The 18,403-nt window shown below is 46.2% G+C and carries 21 protein-coding genes; 8 read left to right on the top strand and 13 right to left on the bottom strand.

Annotated features, from left to right (window positions below; translation table 11 throughout):
- A partial coding sequence (locus tag ABNS04_RS10650) for a hypothetical protein (RefSeq protein ID WP_348671462.1) occupies positions 1 to 249 on the top strand: 249 nt, incomplete at its 5' end.
- A 54-nt stretch (positions 250 to 303) separates the two neighbouring features.
- Here the strand turns inward: ABNS04_RS10650 and ABNS04_RS10645 are convergent.
- Positions 304 to 759, bottom strand: a complete 456-nt coding sequence (locus ABNS04_RS10645; RefSeq protein ID WP_006955554.1) for a DUF3429 domain-containing protein — start codon at positions 757 to 759, stop codon at positions 304 to 306.
- 68 nt (positions 760 to 827) lie between these two features.
- Here ABNS04_RS10645 and ABNS04_RS10640 point away from each other — a divergent pair, with 68 nt between their 5' ends.
- Together ABNS04_RS10640 and ABNS04_RS10635 are read left to right on the top strand one after the other, a co-directional pair.
- The gene (locus ABNS04_RS10640) at positions 828 to 2,153 is read left to right on the top strand and encodes a DASH family cryptochrome (protein WP_272978008.1); all 1,326 of its coding nucleotides are present in this window, start codon (positions 828 to 830) and stop codon (positions 2,151 to 2,153) included.
- Positions 2,153 to 3,604, top strand: coding sequence for a deoxyribodipyrimidine photo-lyase (locus ABNS04_RS10635; RefSeq protein ID WP_348671460.1), 1,452 nt, complete (start codon positions 2,153 to 2,155; stop codon positions 3,602 to 3,604). Before ABNS04_RS10640 ends, ABNS04_RS10635 begins: the two co-directional genes overlap by 1 nt.
- On the opposite strand, the gene ABNS04_RS10630 is transcribed toward ABNS04_RS10635, so the two are convergent.
- From ABNS04_RS10630 to ABNS04_RS10590, 9 genes are all read right to left on the bottom strand, one after another.
- Positions 3,601 to 5,190, bottom strand: a complete 1,590-nt coding sequence (locus tag ABNS04_RS10630; protein WP_348671459.1) for a bifunctional diguanylate cyclase/phosphodiesterase — start codon at positions 5,188 to 5,190, stop codon at positions 3,601 to 3,603. The genes ABNS04_RS10635 and ABNS04_RS10630 overlap by 4 nt on opposite strands.
- Positions 5,191 to 5,304: 114 nt before the next feature.
- Positions 5,305 to 6,711 carry a diguanylate cyclase gene (locus ABNS04_RS10625; RefSeq protein WP_348671457.1) on the bottom strand — a complete coding sequence of 469 codons (1,407 nt, stop codon included), beginning with the start codon at positions 6,709 to 6,711 and terminating at the stop codon, positions 5,305 to 5,307.
- Positions 6,712 to 6,777: 66 nt separating this feature from the next.
- The gene (locus tag ABNS04_RS10620) at positions 6,778 to 8,142 is read right to left on the bottom strand and encodes a histidine kinase dimerization/phospho-acceptor domain-containing protein (protein WP_348671456.1); all 1,365 of its coding nucleotides are present in this window, start codon (positions 8,140 to 8,142) and stop codon (positions 6,778 to 6,780) included.
- Positions 8,130 to 8,795 (bottom strand): response regulator transcription factor, encoded by a 666-nt coding sequence (locus ABNS04_RS10615; RefSeq protein WP_006955560.1) that lies wholly within the window; start codon positions 8,793 to 8,795, stop codon positions 8,130 to 8,132. The genes ABNS04_RS10620 and ABNS04_RS10615 overlap by 13 nt, the downstream gene beginning before the upstream one ends.
- Positions 8,796 to 8,813: 18 nt before the next feature.
- Positions 8,814 to 9,449, bottom strand: coding sequence for a tetratricopeptide repeat protein (locus ABNS04_RS10610; RefSeq protein WP_286681896.1), 636 nt, complete (start codon positions 9,447 to 9,449; stop codon positions 8,814 to 8,816).
- Positions 9,450 to 9,454: 5 nt separating this feature from the next.
- On the bottom strand, positions 9,455 to 10,243 hold the full coding sequence (locus ABNS04_RS10605; protein WP_006955564.1) for an SDR family oxidoreductase: 789 nt from the start codon (positions 10,241 to 10,243) through the stop codon (positions 9,455 to 9,457).
- A 3-nt stretch (positions 10,244 to 10,246) separates the two neighbouring features.
- Positions 10,247 to 10,906, bottom strand: a complete 660-nt coding sequence (locus ABNS04_RS10600; protein WP_286681895.1) for an iron-containing redox enzyme family protein — start codon at positions 10,904 to 10,906, stop codon at positions 10,247 to 10,249.
- A gap of 2 nt (positions 10,907 to 10,908) precedes the next feature.
- Complete coding sequence (locus tag ABNS04_RS10595; protein WP_348671453.1) at positions 10,909 to 12,369, bottom strand: AMP-binding protein; 1,461 nt, start codon at positions 12,367 to 12,369, stop codon at positions 10,909 to 10,911.
- Positions 12,362 to 13,006 (bottom strand): thermostable hemolysin, encoded by a 645-nt coding sequence (locus tag ABNS04_RS10590; RefSeq protein WP_348671451.1) that lies wholly within the window; start codon positions 13,004 to 13,006, stop codon positions 12,362 to 12,364. Before ABNS04_RS10590 ends, ABNS04_RS10595 begins: the two co-directional genes overlap by 8 nt.
- 202 nt (positions 13,007 to 13,208) lie before the next feature.
- Here ABNS04_RS10590 and ABNS04_RS10585 point away from each other — a divergent pair, with 202 nt between their 5' ends.
- Positions 13,209 to 13,391 (top strand): hypothetical protein, encoded by a 183-nt coding sequence (locus ABNS04_RS10585; protein ID WP_006955569.1) that lies wholly within the window; start codon positions 13,209 to 13,211, stop codon positions 13,389 to 13,391.
- Here the strand turns inward: ABNS04_RS10585 and ABNS04_RS10580 are convergent.
- Positions 13,388 to 14,296 carry a M14 family metallocarboxypeptidase gene (locus ABNS04_RS10580; protein WP_006955570.1) on the bottom strand — a complete coding sequence of 303 codons (909 nt, stop codon included), beginning with the start codon at positions 14,294 to 14,296 and terminating at the stop codon, positions 13,388 to 13,390. The genes ABNS04_RS10585 and ABNS04_RS10580 overlap by 4 nt on opposite strands.
- A gap of 144 nt (positions 14,297 to 14,440) precedes the next feature.
- Here ABNS04_RS10580 and ABNS04_RS10575 point away from each other — a divergent pair, with 144 nt between their 5' ends.
- Both ABNS04_RS10575 and ABNS04_RS10570 read left to right on the top strand, forming a co-directional pair.
- The gene (locus ABNS04_RS10575) at positions 14,441 to 15,622 is read left to right on the top strand and encodes an MFS transporter (protein WP_348671449.1); all 1,182 of its coding nucleotides are present in this window, start codon (positions 14,441 to 14,443) and stop codon (positions 15,620 to 15,622) included.
- Positions 15,623 to 15,627: 5 nt separating this feature from the next.
- Positions 15,628 to 16,203 (top strand): manganese efflux pump MntP family protein, encoded by a 576-nt coding sequence (locus ABNS04_RS10570; protein WP_040487884.1) that lies wholly within the window; start codon positions 15,628 to 15,630, stop codon positions 16,201 to 16,203.
- Between the two features lie 12 nt (positions 16,204 to 16,215).
- Here ABNS04_RS10570 and ABNS04_RS10565 read toward each other — a convergent pair whose 3' ends face one another.
- A complete protein-coding gene (locus ABNS04_RS10565; protein ID WP_006955574.1) occupies positions 16,216 to 16,341 on the bottom strand; it encodes a DUF3149 domain-containing protein in 126 nt (41 codons plus the stop codon).
- A gap of 145 nt (positions 16,342 to 16,486) precedes the next feature.
- Between ABNS04_RS10565 and ABNS04_RS10560 the strand changes: the two genes are divergently transcribed.
- Both ABNS04_RS10560 and ABNS04_RS10555 read left to right on the top strand, forming a co-directional pair.
- A complete protein-coding gene (locus ABNS04_RS10560) occupies positions 16,487 to 17,104 on the top strand; it encodes a DUF2238 domain-containing protein (RefSeq protein WP_286681890.1) in 618 nt (205 codons plus the stop codon).
- Positions 17,088 to 17,282 (top strand): hypothetical protein, encoded by a 195-nt coding sequence (locus tag ABNS04_RS10555; protein ID WP_286681889.1) that lies wholly within the window; start codon positions 17,088 to 17,090, stop codon positions 17,280 to 17,282. The genes ABNS04_RS10560 and ABNS04_RS10555 overlap by 17 nt, the downstream gene beginning before the upstream one ends.
- Here ABNS04_RS10555 and ABNS04_RS10550 read toward each other — a convergent pair.
- Positions 17,279 to 18,154 (bottom strand): mechanosensitive ion channel domain-containing protein, encoded by an 876-nt coding sequence (locus ABNS04_RS10550; protein ID WP_286681888.1) that lies wholly within the window; start codon positions 18,152 to 18,154, stop codon positions 17,279 to 17,281. The genes ABNS04_RS10555 and ABNS04_RS10550 overlap by 4 nt on opposite strands.
- Positions 18,155 to 18,403: the final 249 nt, after the last annotated feature.

Below are 18,403 nucleotides of genomic sequence, written 5' to 3'. Positions count from 1 at the left end.
TATGAAACAAAAAGTGCGTTAATGAGTGCGCTCACCGAAACCTTGAACAAAGGTAAGACGATTGAGTACTTAGAAGCTTACCCAAGCCGAGTTTCGGCCATCACGCTTGACCAAGTTCAGAGCGAAGCGAAGGATTTACTGCGCCCTGAAGCATTAACATGGGTTATCGTAGGCGATCTCGATGTTATCGAAGATAAGGTTCGTGAAATGAACTTAGGCGAAGTCACCATTTTGAAAGAAACAAAATAACGACTGCGTTAACCTTAAAAAGGGCTGCGAATGCAGCCCTTTTTTATATCCGTACTAAATAATATGATTTCCTAATACGAGAATCTGACAAACAATGACTCCCACAGTCAGCATTAAACGCATAGGATAATACCTTGACTGGCTGGTCATGGTTGTTCCACGCGCCAGCTTGCGCTCAAAAAATAGTACTAAAGCGAAGCCCACGATTTGCAGTAACAGCGACCAAAATATTGTGTTGAGTAATAAGGTTAGCCAAGCGAGTAAAGCAAAAACATTGCTTGTAATTATTAACCCTTGGGTTGATTCAGTGTCCGCTCGATGAAGCGCCCGCCCCCATAATATGCCGGATAAAAAACTCAATATAACCGCCCCATAAGAAACCAACGCAGGTAATGGGTTACCAATCAAAGGCAATTCGATCGCCATCAAACTTGATAATGATAACCCGAGAAACGGAAGCAAACCGCCGAAGCCGAGTAGATAGATCCATTTTGTTTTTACTGATGTCATGATCACGTCCAATTTATTGTTTTTTTCGTATACCCAAAGTACGTCATATCATATGTAAAGTTCAATTCATGGAAGCAAAACATCAAACAGGATTAGTCTGGTTTAACCTCGATCTGCGACTCATTGATAACTTAACCCTGATCCGTGCTGCAGAACAGTGCCAACAGTTGGTATGTTGTTTCGTCATTGATGAGAGCTGGTTTAAAGGAAACCGATATGGCCTCAACGGCATCAGTCAACCGCGTTGGCGGTATATACAACAGGCGATCGCTGACTTAGCCGCCTCGTTACAGCAACACGGTCAACAACTGATTATTCGTAAAGGCCAGCCGACAACCGAAATATCAACGCTCATCAGCACCTTAGAAGTCGATGCGGTTTATTGTAGCGATGACCCAGGCGTATACGAGCGGCGCCGCTGGGATACTTTAGTAAAGCGTTTCCCCTACATTACTTTTGAGCGCGTAAGTAACCACACACTGTTAACCGAGCGCGAACTCGATTTCCCATTAGAGGAATTACCGGCAACCTATTCCGCGTTTCGCAAGCGCTTTGAGCCGCTCGCCGAGACCTTTCCCAGCGGCCAAGCACTATCACAATTAAAAGCTTTACCGCCAATGCCCCGACGTACCATCGCTTCAGAGCACACACCATTTGTCGAACCCAGCGGCTACTTACAAGGTGGGGAACTCGCCGCGCACGAACACCTAACCCAATACTTCAAGTCTTCAGCGCCGAGTCATTATAAGGAAACGCGCAACGCGCTTGATAATTTCGCGGACTCAACCAAACTCTCCGCGGCATTAGCCCTTGGCAATATATCACCTCGTCAGGTCATTGATGCCTTAAGAAACTACGAAGCGACCCAAGGTGCCAATGAATCCACCTATTGGATTGTCTTCGAGCTTATGTGGCGTGAGTATTTTCACTGGTACTTAAGAAGCTATCAAGAAAAGGTGTTTAAATTCAGTGGCATCCAAGATAAAAAACCTGCGACAAGCTTTTATCCTCAGCGTTTTGCTGCTTGGTGTAAGGGTCAGACCCCCTATCCTATAGTAAATGCCTGCATGCACCAGCTTAACCAAACAGGTTACATGTCGAACAGAGGACGCCAATTGGTCGCAAGCTGTCTTATTCATGAGCTACAGCTAGATTGGCGTTACGGCGCGGCTTATTTTGAACAACAGCTAATCGATTACGATGTGGCTTCAAACTGGGGCAACTGGCAATACCTAGCAGGCGTAGGCGCTGATCCCCGAGGCTCAAGGCGCTTTAACCTCGATAAGCAAACGCAAACCTACGATCCCAACGGTGAGTTTATTAAGCGCTGGCATGGCGAGCAAGCTGTCTCAAAAATCGACTTCACCGATGCGGCGGACTGGCCTCTAAGCTGATGGCAATAAACGTTGTTTGGTTTAAAAGGGACCTCAGGCTAAGCGATCATGAACCGCTCAAAGCCGCTATTTCAACCGGGCGCCCCACGCTACTCTGGTTTAATTTTGAACCTTGGTTAGTGAATGACCCGCACTACGATGAGCGCCATTGGCGCTTTATCGTCGAATCAATTCGTGACATTAATCGCAAGCTAAAAGCATACAATACTCAAATTTACGTCACCTATGGCGATACGGTTGAACAACTTCAAATTTGGCATCAACAGTTTTCTGTCGAAAGCCTTTATAGTCATCAGGAAGTTGGTCTACTAAATACATTCGACCGCGACAAACAGGTCGCCAGCTGGTGTCGCCAGCACCACGTAAATTGGTTCGAATCTCCTACTGGGGCAGTGCAGCGAGGTCTTAATAGCCGCCAACAATGGCAAAAACATTGGTATGAGACCATGAAAGCGCCACTGGCAACACCTGACCTTGCGCGCATTCAGCCAGTTAAAGCAGTGAGTGTTGACTATCGCACGCTACCTAAATCTTGGTTCGAACGTCGTCCGTCGTTTCAATACGGAGGCTCCGCCGCAGCGTGGGCTACTTTAACCAGCTTTCTTGAGCAACGCGGCCGAGCTTATCATTACAGTATTTCTCAACCCATTCGCGCCCAGCACCACTGTAGCCGTTTATCACCCTATTTAGCATGGGGTAATCTCAGCTTACGCGAATGTTATCAAGCGACTGTCAATAAGCGCCGTGAAACAGGATGGAAACGGCCACTCAATGCGTTCTTATCGCGCCTCCACTGGCACTGTCATTTCATTCAAAAATTCGAATCCGAAACGGCGATGCAACATGCACCGCTTAACCGTGCCTACGAAAACTATCCTTACCGCTCGGATACCCAGGTCGAGCAACACCTTAAGGCTTGGCAACAAGGAAAAACGGGCTACCCCATGGTCGATGCGGCAATGCGCTGCCTGCTCCAAACCGGCTATATTAATTTTCGCATGCGCGCGCTGTTAGTGAGCTTTTTATGTCACTATCTTCATATTCACTGGCAGTATGCAACAACTCACCTTGCCGCGCTGTTTCTGGATTTCGAGCCTGGTATACATTATCCACAAATTCAGATGCAAGCGGGTGTTATTGGTACCAACACCATACGAATGTACAACCCCGAAAAACAGGCGATAGAAAAGGATCCGACCGGGGCATACATTGACCAATGGGTGCCGGAGCTCGCAGATCTTCCACTTCAGCTCAAACATGCGCCGTATCGTATGACGCCGATGGAAGCACAGATGTACGGGTTTAAATTAGGTGAGGATTATCCTTCGCCGATCGTCGACGTTGACGACTATCGCCCGATCGCACGCGATACACTGTATCGCATCAAAAAAAGTGTCGCGGGAACAAAAGAAGCACAGCGCATTTTAAAACGACACGTCGTATCGCGTTAGTTTAGTTTAATGATGTCTGGCGACGGCCGGCCAATATAGTAGCCTTGCAAAAACTCGATTTGTTGTTCAGTCAAGTAGCCATTGACCTGCTCAGTTTCAACAAACTCAGCGACCATCGGTATTTTCAGCTCACGACATATACTAATCATACCATTTAATATACTCGCGCTACTTGCATCCTCTAGAATGTTCTTAATAATACTGCCGTCGATCTTCAGGTAATCGGGCCTCAGTTGAATTAAGCGTGAAAAATTTGAGTAACCAACCCCGAAGTCATCAATCGCGATTTCAGCCCCTAGTAAACGCACGCGACGAGTAAACTCATCAACCATCGAGAAGTCCTCAGTGGACTCCGTTTCAGTGATTTCGAAAATTAACTTAGACTCAGGATAAGCTTCGAGTTGGTCAGTAATAAATGCGACCGTTTCGGGGTTCAAAATATCCTCAATCGATACATTGACCGATATTTGAACATCGTGTTGTGCGGACTGAACAACGGCTTGCTCAACCACTCGACGAGTAATTTCTGGATAATAGCGTGTCGTTTTCGCTTTATCGAGAAAAAACCCGGGCGGAATATCTTGTTCGCCATCGCGCATCCTAACTAAGGCTTCATAATAGTCAGGACGCTGCCCGCTGCTGCTTCTTATCGGTTGATAGTAATTAATAAAACGATTGTTTCTAATCGCCGATTGTATTTTAGGTAACCAGTTAATCGAGTTTTTAGCACAAAATTCACGCTCATGTACAACGTGTATTCGCTGTCCGGAGAAGACTGTTTTTGCTCTCGCTAGAGCACTTTCAGCGAGCTGGAGAAGTTTCCCTTTGCCCACGCCCATCCCAATTGCGATATCGAGCGCTACATTAGCGCCATTAACTTCAATGTGATGAGCGATAATATGTGCGTAAAATCGCTGGAGTTGTTGTTCGAATAATGCGGGGACCATCCTAAATGAAGGAGCTAAAGCAAACTTATCGCCATACAAGCGATAAATATTGATATGTCGTTCGTTAAAAAATGACTTACAGATCTCGCTAAAATTCATGAGTAAACGATCACCAAATTCCAAACCGTAAAAGTCGGCGTAACTACGGAATTTACGAATATCAATAATCGCGACCGTCTGTGTGTTCACACGCTTAATATCAGCGAGTAGATCGACTCGTGTGGGTAGTCCAGTTGTTTGATCAAAACGTGACTCGTTCAAGAGTTCGTCTAAAAACACCTCCCTTGAGATGTCTTGAAGCACCAATACTTGCTCCTGCAAGCACTGATTATCATCGTACAGCGGTACGAAGATAGCTTTAAACCAGTCAGCTCGGCGACTACCGAGGTTTAACTTCACAGTCCCCTGCCAATGGCTATGTTGGGTGACCGTGTAATCGAATTGATCGAGTAACTGGCTGCGCAAATCAGCATGCAACAGTTTACTGAGCGGCATACCCAGAGTAATTGTTTGTTGGCTATCGAGTTGTTTGAGGGCGTCGCTGAACCAAATAACTTGTCCCGCACTATTTACTCGAACACACAGCGATGCGCTTTCCATAGCATTCATCAATTGTTCAAGTATCTTACAATCTCTCACACTGGCTTTTCCTTGTACGGCTTCTTTTTATTATTATTTAACGACCATAGCATTGTTCCAACAAGCTGTTAATCTGCAATTCTTCAGAGTTCATCGCTGATTTTAATCTATAGGTCAGGCTGCACTCCCAACAACTTGTCTTCGACCGCGCTGTTTGGCGAGCAAGAGCGCTCTATCGGCTCTATCAATCGCGGAAACCGCATGCTCACTGGGGTGACAATCAACGACCCCAAAACTACAAGTTACAGGCTCATCCAGCCCATCAATAGTAAGCTGACTGATACCAGTACACAAGCGTTTGGCTATAACTTGAGCCTCAGAAAACTCCGTCGCTGGAAACATTAACATGAACTCATCGCCGCCAAAGCGCCCCATAATATCATTTTCTCTCAACAACTGACTGACATAATTCGTGACTGATACGAGCACGCGATCGCCCAGAATGTGTCCGTGCCGGTCATTGATTTGCTTGAAAAAATCAAAATCAAAAATAACTAAACAACAGGTTGAGTTTGGGGTACTGCGTTGCAACTCTGCTTCCAAGCGCTGAATAAAATGTCCACGCGAAGCCGCCTTTGTTAGACCATCGCGAGCGACGCGTTGTGCCAGTTGTGCGTTTTGTGTCATCAAGGTAGGAATCGTCAATGCAAACCAGACACAGCCCGCAGTCGTAATCATCGCAAACTGATACACAAGAGCGAAATCAATCACGTGTAACTGCGAGACCAAAAACGCCAATACCGTGCTAAAGATAGCTAAAATAAACACGGTAGTGAGCTGACTGGTGGTAGTTGCTATCCATAAGAAAGGTAAAATGATAAAAAACACAGTAAACGAGGCTTCTATGCGCTGAGAATGATGCACCAACGTAAGTGAAATCAATAAAAGCCCCAGCACGAGAACTAATCGGGAAACAAATTTTTTCCAATTAATCGCCGTCAAACTAAAATTGAGTTCACCTAACTCTAACTGCACTTGATGATACCGCCAAGAAACGATAGCAATAAACACCGGGGCCAATACAATAATCCCCGCCATATCACCTATCCACCAAGGTAACCATGAAAGCCACGGCTGCGCCTGAGTCATTAACCCGCCTTCCCAGATCGCCAAAATGCCAAAAAATGAAGTTAACATCGCACTGAGCGCGGCAACTACAAGAAAGATCAAAACTGTGCGTGCGAAACCATTGATACCATTCCGCCGGTATTCATTACGCACAATATAAGCGCCTAACCCAAGCGGAATCGTGTGAGCGAGTACGAAAAGCAAACTCGAGTTGAACCAACCCGTGACCGTTAGCGGCTCATTATAGATTTGAGCGATCCACGCGGTACTGACGAAGCCTGCCACCGCAATAGGAAAAACAGCACGCCAGCCAAGCACGAGTAAAGCAGCGAATGACAAACCTGCCGGCGGAAACCAAATACTGGCATGAGGTGCAAACTCGAGTAAAACAGATGCACGCCACAAGCCAAGCCACACAATAACCAGTACAATATTACGCACTGTTGAATTCATATAAGACCGTTATTCTTTTTATTTTAACAGTTAGATTACTTTATCTTCTACGATACGCCAATTAGTTTAGAACGATAACTGACAAGTGAAATTGGTTTCCGATAAATCAAAGCTCACCATCACGCCTAACTGCTGTGCAATGTTACCCACAATAGATAACCCGAGTCCTGTGCCCTCAATATCGAGGTGCCCGCCACGGTAAAAACGCTCGTCAATGCGCTCAATATCCAAAGCTGTATTAGGAGCGACGGTGTTAGATATGGTTAATGTCTGTGCTCGTTGCTGCAACGTGATGACGCTATTCTCGGCACCGTATTTAATCGCGTTGTCGATTAAATTGCTTAAAAGAATATCTAAAAGTGCCGCATCACTATAAATCTGTTGGGTGTCATCCAAGCTTAACTCGAAATCCTGTCCCCGCTGCTCGGCTTTGTCATACCACTGAGCAACGATCTCTCTTACTCGCGTTGCCAGTTTTATGGGCTCTTCCTTTTTAAGGTCTCTTTCAGTACGGGAGAGTAACAGCAGGTTATCAATAAGCCGGGCAAGTTGATTGACCGATAGCATCAGTGACTCAAGTGATTCCTTTTGCGTCGACGTTGATGTATCAATCAAGTTCTGAATGCGTATTTTTAAATTAGCAACAGGGGTTCTAAGCTCGTGCGCTGCATCTGAAGAGAACCGCTTTTCGCGCGTGAAGGACTGCTCTACTCGAGTTAGATAGTGATTAAGTGAGCGACTAATAACAGAGACCTCTTCCGTGTCATCAAAACCACTCAATTGTTCATAGTTGTCACTCGGTTTAGAACGAATCGTTCTCGCTAGACGCTGAAAACTGGCAAAGTTAAAGTTTACACTCCACCACCCTAGCCAGATGATGACTGGCAGCATGAGTAAAATAGGGACCAGAGTATCGATAGTCAGATCCCCGCGCAGTTCAGTGCGAAAATCATCTTCTTGCAAAACGAGCATTCGCAGACCATTTTTCAGGTTGGTCGCACCAAACACATACCAGTGCGACTCGCCCTGCTGAAGTTCCGAAATACCCTCGGTATACTGAATGCGATCTGAATCAAGCCAGTCGCGGCTTGAGTAAATGATATCGCCATCCATCGTCTCTAAACGAATGGCCAATTTTTGCTCGTAATCCTGAAGCCAATCAGGCGTGTGGTAAATTAGCTCAGCATCAGATTCCACAGCATCAACGCGATCGCTGATATCACCGAGTTCAAATTGGCTGATTAAAGCGTTCATTGTGTGAGCTTGCTGAATCAATTCAGCATCAAACAGTTCGTCAACTTCATGGCTCACCTCAAAATAGATCCACAAAGCCGATACGCTACTACCAAATAAATAGACGACAGACACCGTTAAAAGTATACGGCGTCGTATCGACTTTAACTTACTAAAAAAACGCGCTAGCCTTTGCATTTTAATCGGTAACCGACTCCCCTAATGGTCTCGATCAATTCTCTTTGACCGAGCTTTTTCCGCAAGTTGTGGACATGAACTTCCAGTGCATTGCTCTCCACGACATGCGTATCTGAGCTCAACAATGCCTCCAGTTTATCACGAGGATGAACTTTCATAGGCTGCATGACAAATAGTTGAAGCAATTCGAACTCTTTGCGCGATAAAGTAAGTTCCTTTTCATTGATTAAAGCCTCCCGGCTTGATGTATCGATGGTAATAGGACCACACACGATGCGTGAAGACGAATAACCACTTCGCCGACGCAATAGGGCTCGCAACCTAGCGGCTAACTCGTTCACATCAAAGGGTTTAGTCATGAAGTCATCGGCACCCGCATCGAGCAAATTTATAACATCACTCGTTTGATCTCGCGCAGTAAGCACTAGAATAGGTATATCGAATCCTTTCTTTCTAATACTCTGTAGCACGCGCTCGCCCTCAATATCGGGTAAGCCTAAATCAAGAATTGCCACATCAAAATCGTGATGGTTGATGCTGGATATCGCTGCAGCGCCCGTGCGCACCCAAGTGACCATAAACTGCCGTTGAGACAACCCTATCTCAACGGCTTGCCCCAATGTCTGATTGTCCTCGACCAGTAATAATTGCATGTGTTATCCCTAACGTTATTATAATTTCTTATTAATTTTATCGATTAATGCGCGCACCTCAGCGCGCCGTTTTTCGTCTGCAAGCGGTCGCTCTGAACGCGGCTCAGCAGCAAGCGCTTGTTGCGCATAGGTCAGTGCCTGCTTGTATTTATCTTGCTCGTAAAGATAGTCGGCGTAGAAATAGTTACTATCGATACCTTTCGGATTAATTTCCAGTGCTTTTTTAAGTAACTTTTCAGCCTCGTCATCATCACCAAAACCAAACGGCCAACCTGGCACTTTATAGTAAAGGGTTCCGAGGCTTGCGTAGGCAGACCCCGATAGCGCATTGGGATCAATATCAAGTGCTTTTTCTAAGCTGGCTTTTGCCTCTTTCGCCAATCCAAGAGCACCTAGCCCGCCCACAGCGCCCGCCTCTGTACTCTTAATAATCCCCAACCAGATGTGGGCCTCCGCGTTATTAGGTTCAGCATCAACCCACGCCTGCGCCTCTTTAGCGAGCGATTCAAATGCATCTTCTTGTGCATCATCGGTAAGCGTATAATTTACTTCCGCCCAGCGATGTTGTATGTCCAACAACTTAGTTTGTGCTAACACCTGTGAGCTTGCAAGTAGCAGCGCCCCGGTTAGCGCAGAATAGACGACCTTTTTCATGACAATCACTCCTTAATTAGTGATTTTAACTTACGATTAATCTTGAACATCTCACCATCGAGCCAGCTCGGTTTGATGCCATTAAGCACCGCAAACAATTTCTCAGGAAATCCAATAAGCCGACTCACTTGGCCCTTTTCAATTTGTTGAATAATTTGTTGCGCAACGTTCGGCGGTTCATCTTCATGGGTTTTAGTTTGTGCATTTAACGCCTGCATTAAGGGTCCGTTAAAGCCTGTTTTTATAGCTCGAGGACCGACATACATTACGCGCACAAGCGTATCTGACAATTCGCGCCTCAGTGCTTCGGTAAAGCCTTTAAGACCAAACTTACTTGCGCAATACAGTGTTTGCCCGGGAAAGCCAATGCTGCCAAAAACTGAACCGACGTTAAGAATGAAGCTTGCGCGGTGTTTCAATTCTGGTAACAACTCATTGATTAGCAAAATTGGAGCGAGTAGATTCGTCGCTAGCATCGCCTCGGCATGCTCGGCTTGTTGCGATAGCACCCCCTCGGCAGCCATACCAGCATTATTGATTAACCCTGTTACAGGTAAAGTCGTTGCTTGCGCGCGCACATGGGCTACCACTCTCTGGCGTTGCTCTGGTTGCGTAATATCAGCGACCAGATAGTCTTGCTCCAGACGTTTGGCAAACGCTTTTAGTGCTTGCTCATTGCGTCCGATAAGCGTTAGCCGCGCGCCGAGCGCTGAAAGTTGCTCAGCTAACGCTTGACCGAGCCCACCGGTTGCTCCGGTGAGCACAATATGTTGTGCGTTCCAGTCAATACGCATGGCTCATTCTCCAGCCAAAGAAGGTATTGCTCGGAACATTTCGCCATACAGATGATACACACTACGCGCTGTTCGAATAACGGCTTGCTGCGCATCCACATCGGTGAGCTGGTTCATCAAGTCCTCAAAAAACTTGACATGGTCTTGATCCAAGTCGCCATGTGAGAGCAAATAACTAAAGGCACTATTAGGTAATTCAAGACGTTCTTTCACTTTATGTGCCGCTTGTGTCGCGAGTTGTACGCTAGTTCCCTCTAACACATGTGCCATACCGAAAAAGGCAGCGGGGTGATAGCGTTGCATATGGTCATAAACAACGGACACCATGGCATCGGTCGTCCAGTGTGGCTCGGCATTTTTCACCCGCTCGGGATCCGCGCCTGTTGCCTTTAAGTCGTTCAAGATCCAACGCTCGTGACCATATTCCTCGTCTACATACTCAACAACCGCTTTACGTAACCACTCTAACGAGGGCGGTAGCAGACTCCCCGCGCGCATGAGTAACGGTACCGTATGCTTCACATGATGATAGGCTTGCCCTAAAAAGGACTGATACCGCTCGCGCGTAATATCACCTGCAAAAGTATCTTTGATCACAGGCGCATCAAGTAAAAATGCTCGTTCAGTTTGTGTTTGCTCGCACAACGTATCGAAAAATGTCATGGTTAGTACTCCGTTGATGACTCACTGAGTGGATACTGCTTTAAAATTGCTTGGCGCCTTAGCCGGCCTGTTCCTGTCAGCTGTTGATTGGCGACGGTAAAGGGTTGGGTTAGCACCCTCATAGTTTTGATGCGTGCATAATCGGGAAGCGTTGCATTTATTGTCTGGATGAAAGCTTCAATGGTTTCATCTGCAGCTTGGCTCACAATAAGTGCGCGCAGCGGAGACGACTCATCACCACTGACACAAACTTGTTCAATCGCGGGGTGAGTTGCTAGCTCGGTTTCAAGCCACTCTGGATCGACATTGCGCCCGTATGGAGTGACAATAATATTCTTTTTGCGGCCATCGATATATAAATGACCTGACTCGTCAAAATGAGCTAAGTCGCCAGTTGCAAACCATTCGTCAGTCCGCCCCGACTCCCCTAAATAACCCAACATAAGCGGGTTTTTAATCAATAGCTCACCCTCGTGAATAAGCGTTGAAACATGAGGCAATAGCGTGCCAACTGAGCCCAGTGGTCGTTCCGCTTGAATATTATTCAACGATACGACAGACGCACATTCAGATAAGCCATAGCCAACCACTACCGGGAGCCGTAGATCCATCGCACGCTGTTCGAGCGACGATGCTAATCGCGCACCGCCGACCGCAATAAATTCAAACTGCCGCGCTGGCACCCCCCAATGCTCCACCGCTGCACAAATAACTTCGAGTAGCGCGGGCGGAACAACCAATGTTGAGATTTGATTATGCACGATGCTCTTCACAAAGCGTTCAGCATCCAGCCCACTGGCGCCCGTCAGTCCAAGCTCATGATTTGCCAACAAAATCACCTCAGCACCTAGCGCGAGTGTTACATAAACACCCGCAATATTTTCTAGCAGTACCGCAAGCGGCATTACCACGAGGTGTGTCGAATTCAATTGACTCGGTAATCTTTGCAGTAAGCTGTCAACTACAATTGCAATACCGTCAGCTGAGAGACAAACGCCCTTAGGTTGCCCCGTACTACCTGAGGTATACGTTATTTTTTGCGTACCCTTTGGCAGAGCTGTTGAAGTAGGCGCTTTTGCCAGCTTTAGAACTGAGCAACAGTCGTTCGCTATGGCTTGACCGTGGTTGACCAAGTGCTCGTACAGCGTTGCGTCAAGATGCGTGCCCACTAACAGCTCTGCTCCGCTATCGAGTAGTACGTTTTGCTGTTGCTGAGCGCTAAAAAATGAGGGAATTGGAATAAGAACCTTATTAACCTGTAAACAGGCGAGGTCCCAAATGACCCAATCAAATGAATTCTCAAGCGCTAAGCCAATACGCTGTTCTGAACGCCCTTCTAGCCAACTGGCGACACCGGAAACACGCGCCCATAGCGCTCGATGAGTCAACGTATCGGTTGCACTTCGCAAGGCAATTGATGGGCTATGTGCGTGGCGTTTTAAAAGCGTCAGTAAATCAAGCATGCGCTGTCTCCTGAAAGCTTTGAACCAAGCTTTGTGGTGGTATGGTATCGGCTAATTTATAGCTTGCTGTCCAGCCGGCAAAAACACTGGGTTGGTGCGCATAATAGGAACCCCATTCAGCGTTAGCATCCAAGTCCAATTTACTACGTTCAGCCAACGCAAGCTTTTGCAGCTCAATACCGCGACGCTCTAAAAAGTGCGCCAAACCGCGTGTCGCTGTAAATACAATTAATGTTCTTTGAACATCGCGCAGCGCGAACACAATGGCTTCGACTAGATAAGGTAAATAGCGACGTCCAAGAGTTGCCATCGAACCGATTTCTGCAATTGCATGTCGAGCAGGCACAGGTTTGCCCAGAACCGAATAGTTGCACAATGCTTGGTCCATATACTGTTCGGAAAATAAAGTTTTTTGATCGGCAAACTGAACTCCACAGGCTGCAACTAACAGATCATTTTGATAGACGGCTAAAATATTTTCCGGCAACTGAGTCAGGCACGCATTAAAACTGAACCAGTAACGCTCGCATATAAAATGCTCGACCTCTAAACGCCGTGAATCGGATGAATGTATCCAAAACGCGGTTAATTGAGTGTGGTTATCTTGTTTAAGGATATAACCTAGATTTGATGGCATGAAGCTATCTCCACTGCAATAAGCACGACTGCCTAAACTGAAGATAACTTTAGAGATGTTTTCTTAAATATTTCTTAAGATAATTTTTGTGGGAATGATTTCTTTACACTGAAGAAGTTCAGTGAAAAGTTAAATACAACTTGTTGCGAATGGTTATCATTTTTAATAATCTAGGTAATTAAATGCTTAAGGAACTCACCACATGCAACCTATCGCAACACGAGCGCGACGCGTTAGCGTCTCAATTGACCGTGACCAACTTCTCAAGCTCATGCAGTCGCAAGCATTGGTGGCTTGCGACTTAAAAGCATGTGACGAAACAAGCCAAGCCTGTCTAAAACAGTTGGTGCTTGAGTGCAGTAAACAGACGCTCAACTCAGGTTAACGAAGATAATTCAGTGCACCAATAACCGCGGCAACCTGTGCATCAATACACTGGGCTGGCGTTGCATTCTCACTATCAGGATACACTTCTGTTGTTGTCGCATACATTGCCTGACTGAGTCCCATACACAACCCTAGATCATAGGCGGGATAGCTGATAACGCCCGGTATATCAATGTCTGTACCAATCAGACGATTATCTTCATCGGCCGGCGCAATATGAGTGATCTTAGCCACCTCTGCAAGCACGGCTTGTTGAAATTCAAGCTGTTTATTCTCCGAATTAGTCACTAAATAAAAGCCATCAGGAATATTCCAATTAGTGTTGATTTCGCCGTCACGCGCAGCTTTAGCCGGCCTGAACTCGGAATTATCAGTATCAGTCGTTTCATGTAAATCAACGTGTGCGAGCAAGTCGACTCCGAGCGTTTCTATCAATTGCAACACCAGAGCCGACTCTTGGGCTGGACTCTCCGAATAAAACGAACGATTCGGATCAATCGCATCCGGATTCCAACGATTGATAGTTTCATAGCCCCAAGGGCTAATACATGGCGTTACAATAAAATTAAAAATCGCTTCATAAGACTGCATCTGCTCATCAATGAACTTTAGCGCGCCATGTACACCACTCGTTTCATAACCATGCACTCCGCCAGTAATTAGCACCGTGGGTTTGTCATCGTCCCATTCCGCAGTCAGAACCGCATAGAGCGGGTAGTGTTGATTCGCGTAGTTCAACTGACCATATTCACGCACGTCAAAACGCGCCTTAAAACGCTCTATTTGACTCAATACATCAGTTTGATATGACCGTTGCACGCGTTGTTGCTCGAACCACTGCTTTTTCTCTGACGCTCCCCAGGGCTGCCCGGGAACACCAATTGGATATTGCTGTTGTTGCAAAATACTGACTCCCAACAGTTATTGATTAAGACGGCTATGCTATCACAGCGAGATGATCAAATTCGATTAATCAACACGAACAATAGCAACCAACGAGGAAAAGCTTTAACATAGGCGTCCATTTTTTCTTGCTGTAAAAATTCCATGAGTTATTCACGATCGCAAGTCGCTATCGCCATTTTTGCCATGGCAATAGGCACATTTTCTATCGGCATTGGCGAATTTGTCATGATGGGTTTGTTGCCAGATGTCGGCGCTGACTTCAGTACATCGGCACAACAAACCGGACACCTGATCAGTTTGTACGCGTTCGGCGTGGTTATTGGAGCACCGCTCATCACATTGTTAAGTGCTAGAGCGCCTCGAAAGCCACTGATCATCACCCTAATGCTCATTTACTCAGCGAGTAATTTGCTGAGTGCTCGTGCAGAAAGCTTCGCGGAACTGCAACTGTTTCGCTTTATTAGCGGACTTCCCCACGGCGCTTATGGCGGGATCGTATGTCTGCTCGCCGCCGGACTCGTGAAAAAGTCGCAACGCGGCATGGCGGTGACCATGGTCATGATGGGACTGACCGTTGCTATCTTAGTTGGGAACCCGCTAGCAACGTGGTTTGGTCAATTACTTGATTGGCGCACCGTTTACATGGGGGTCGGCCTCGTCGCGTTAACAGCAGCACTGCTTATCGTCGCTTGTGTCCCTACTCCAGAACAAGCAACATCAACGCGGGTTAGAACAGAACTTCAAGCATTGAAAAACAGCCAAGTTTTACTCACCCTTGCTATTGGAAGCGTTGGATTTGGCGGCATGTTTGCCGTGCTTAGCTATTTGTCGCCGACTTTATTAGAGGCAACCCAAGTTCATAAGTATTGGATTCCCATTGCACTACTCATATATGGGCTTGGATCATTTACCGGCAGTATTATCGGTGGAAAACTCACCGACATGAATATGAAGTGGGCTATCGCAGGTTCACTCGGTTGGGCAATTATCGTGCTTGCCGTTTTCCCATTCAGTATCTATTCCCTATATACTATTCTGCCCATGGCATTTTGCTTAGGTACGACAGCTATGTTGGTGCCAGCACTGCAAGTCAGGTTAATGGACGTGGCCGGTGAGTCACAAACACTTGCGGCATCTCTCAATCATGCCGCATTTAATATCGCCAACGGCTTGGGGGCTTTTCTAGGAGGTTTGTCGTTAAACTCTGCGTTAACTTGGCAAGCAACAGGTTGGGTCGGCTGTTTGCTGGCACTCTCTGGACTTTTTGTATTTATCATCACTAAGCATCATAGCCGAAAAAGCGCTATTCATATAAGTTTGTAGGTACTATGAGTATATTATCAATGTTTTTAATTGGGTTAGCGATGTCGACCGACGCCTTTGCTGCGGCGATCGGTAAAGGCATTGCGATGCGCAAACCGACAGTCAAGCAAGCATTGAAAATTGGTATTTTATTTGGTGTCGTGGAAGCCATTACACCGATGTTAGGTTGGCTATTAGGTAAAGCGGCAGCTCAAATAATATCAGAGTACGATCATTGGGTCGCATTAGTATTACTCAGCCTGCTAGGTCTTCATATGATAAAAGAGGGTTTATCATCAGACGATGACCAAGACAGTGAAGTTGATCCAACTCAGCAGCCGTTCATAAAACTATTTTTGACCAGCATCGCCACGTCTATTGATGCGATGGCCGTCGGCGTAGGTATGGCGTTTCTTGATGTCAACATACTCCTAGTCGCCGTTATTATTGGTTGTTCAACTTTTGCCGCCGTTACTGTAGGCGTCATCATCGGTCGCTATGCCGGTCATGTTATAGGTCGCTACGCCGAGGTTGTGGGTGGCGTAGTACTGATTGGTGTCGGCGTAGGCATTGCAGCAGAGCATGTCGGGCTACTTCAGTAACCCGACCGAGGCTCATGCATTCTTAGCCTTTATGTAAAAATAGATCGCATAAAAAACGCATAAACCAATAACAATCGCGAGCCCTGTAAATGAGAAAAAAATCACTGGGTCTTTAAAAAATTGCTGCCAAATACTCATAGCTATCTCCACTCAAATTATCTATTTATCAGTTTAATCAGTCCCCTCTTCTAACCCTTTGACTTAAATCATAAAAACTTTAACTTGAAAGACGAGGAAAATGAGTTGACTATGGCGCGATAGATTTAAAGCGGAGACAGTTAAAATGCACAAACTCGTGTGGGTACTCATATTTACTAGCTGCTTAGTTTGGTCGGCATACCATCCCAAAGATCCATTGACCTGGTGGCTAGAAGTATTACCTGCACTAGTCGGCGCTCTTCTGATGGCTATCACATATCGACGCTTTACATTTACACGTTTGGTGTATGGTTTAGCTTTGATTCATTGCATCATTCTTATGGTCGGCGGACATTACACCTATGCCGAAGTGCCTTTATTCGACACGCTGGGAAGTTACTTTGATTGGCAACGCAATAATTACGATAAGTTAGGTCACTTTGCACAAGGTTTTGTGCCCGCGATGGTTGTGCGCGAAATAGTGGTTCGCAATCACCTTATTTTTGGAAGGCTTTGGCAGTTTATATTTGTTACTTCTTTTTGCCTCGCGTTTAGCGCCTTTTATGAATTGATTGAGTGGTGGGTTGCTGTTGCAACCGGTGAAGGTGCAGACGCGTTTTTAGGGACTCAGGGTTACGCATGGGATACACAATCGGACATGGCGTTTGCTTTAATTGGCGCCGTTACCGCTTTGTTGTTACTCTCGGGTATACATAATCGACAAATCGAACAGAAGCGTTCACTGTATGGCAGAACACAATAAACCGAAAGAGAACAGCAATCTCGGTGTCAGCATGGGCATCGGAGTTGCGCTGGGAACGGCAATTGGCGTTGCCATGGATCAAGTGGCTATGGGTGTCGCGTTAGGCGTCGCATTCGGCGCCGCCTACGGCTTCGCAACTAAAAAGAAGCCTGACTCGGATAACGATCAATCAGACTAAGCGCGCGGTAAATAGTCACCCAAATAATCGTCGTCAGCGAATAACTCGGCAAGAATGGCTTGCTCGGTTTGATTTCTATCGTGCTCCTTGGTGGGCAGCCGCACAATTAAATGCAATTCTTCCGCACACTGCAACTGAAGGGTCACGCGCGGCTCAACCACAGGTTGCTCGAGTCCAGTGCGATAACTCAGTCGTGCAAAATGTCGCTTCGCTTGCTCAAGGTATGGCTCGCTATGTTTTTGAGCCAACTCAAGCAACTTCTGTTTAGCAGGCCGCCATTCATGCTGACGTAAAAAGGGTACACTGAAGGTATGTAGTACAAAGTCCTGCGAATAACTCTCATTGATCACCGCTTCACTCGCAAAGAGAGAGTTAGGCAGTACCACCATTCGACCGCTACGCTGCTGCATCGAGCGACCTGGACCTACTTCTAAAATTGTGGTGGTCAGTAAATTCTGATCAATGACATCACCGCGAAATTCTTTAACTTGAATTCTATCACCGATATTAAACGATCTCGCTCCGCCTTTTATGAGCGCGCCCGAGACACACAGAATAAGTTCTTTTGTCGCAATCACCAACGCCACCGCAATGGCAACCATTGATAACGCGAACGTGCGTAATTCATGGCCCCAAATGACAACTAAGCCTAAGACCAATACGATCAACAAAATATTGCGCAATTGAATCAGCCAACGTCTGCGCATCTCGCTCGACTGAATATTGCGCCGAATAAAGCGACGTAATAAAAAACGACTCACCGCCACGACCAAAATCAATAAGAGCGTACTCACTGTCAAACGAATCAGCGACTCGGAGTTTTTGAGCTCTTCCAAAAATGCATTAAACGCTGACTGCAACACATCTGACATAAAAATTCCCAATGATTTCGAAAATAACGTTCAACTATTATGAACGTTTATTGCAAAACTCGTGTAAATAGTCTGTGACGACATTTATTTTCTACTATATTAGAAATCGTTCTACTTAAACAGGAGGTGTTTTATGGCATCAGTAAAAACTTTATCACTCGTAAGTTTGATGGCATTAGCAAGCTTAAGTCTCGCTGCGTGTTCGCAAGACTCAGCAGAAGACAAAAAGAAGAAAAAAGCGCAAGAAAA

Source organism: uncultured Idiomarina sp., from assembly GCF_964010655.1.
Classification (GTDB): Bacteria; Pseudomonadota; Gammaproteobacteria; order Enterobacterales; family Alteromonadaceae; genus Idiomarina; species Idiomarina baltica.
This window is presented reverse-complemented; position numbering and strand designations above follow the sequence as displayed.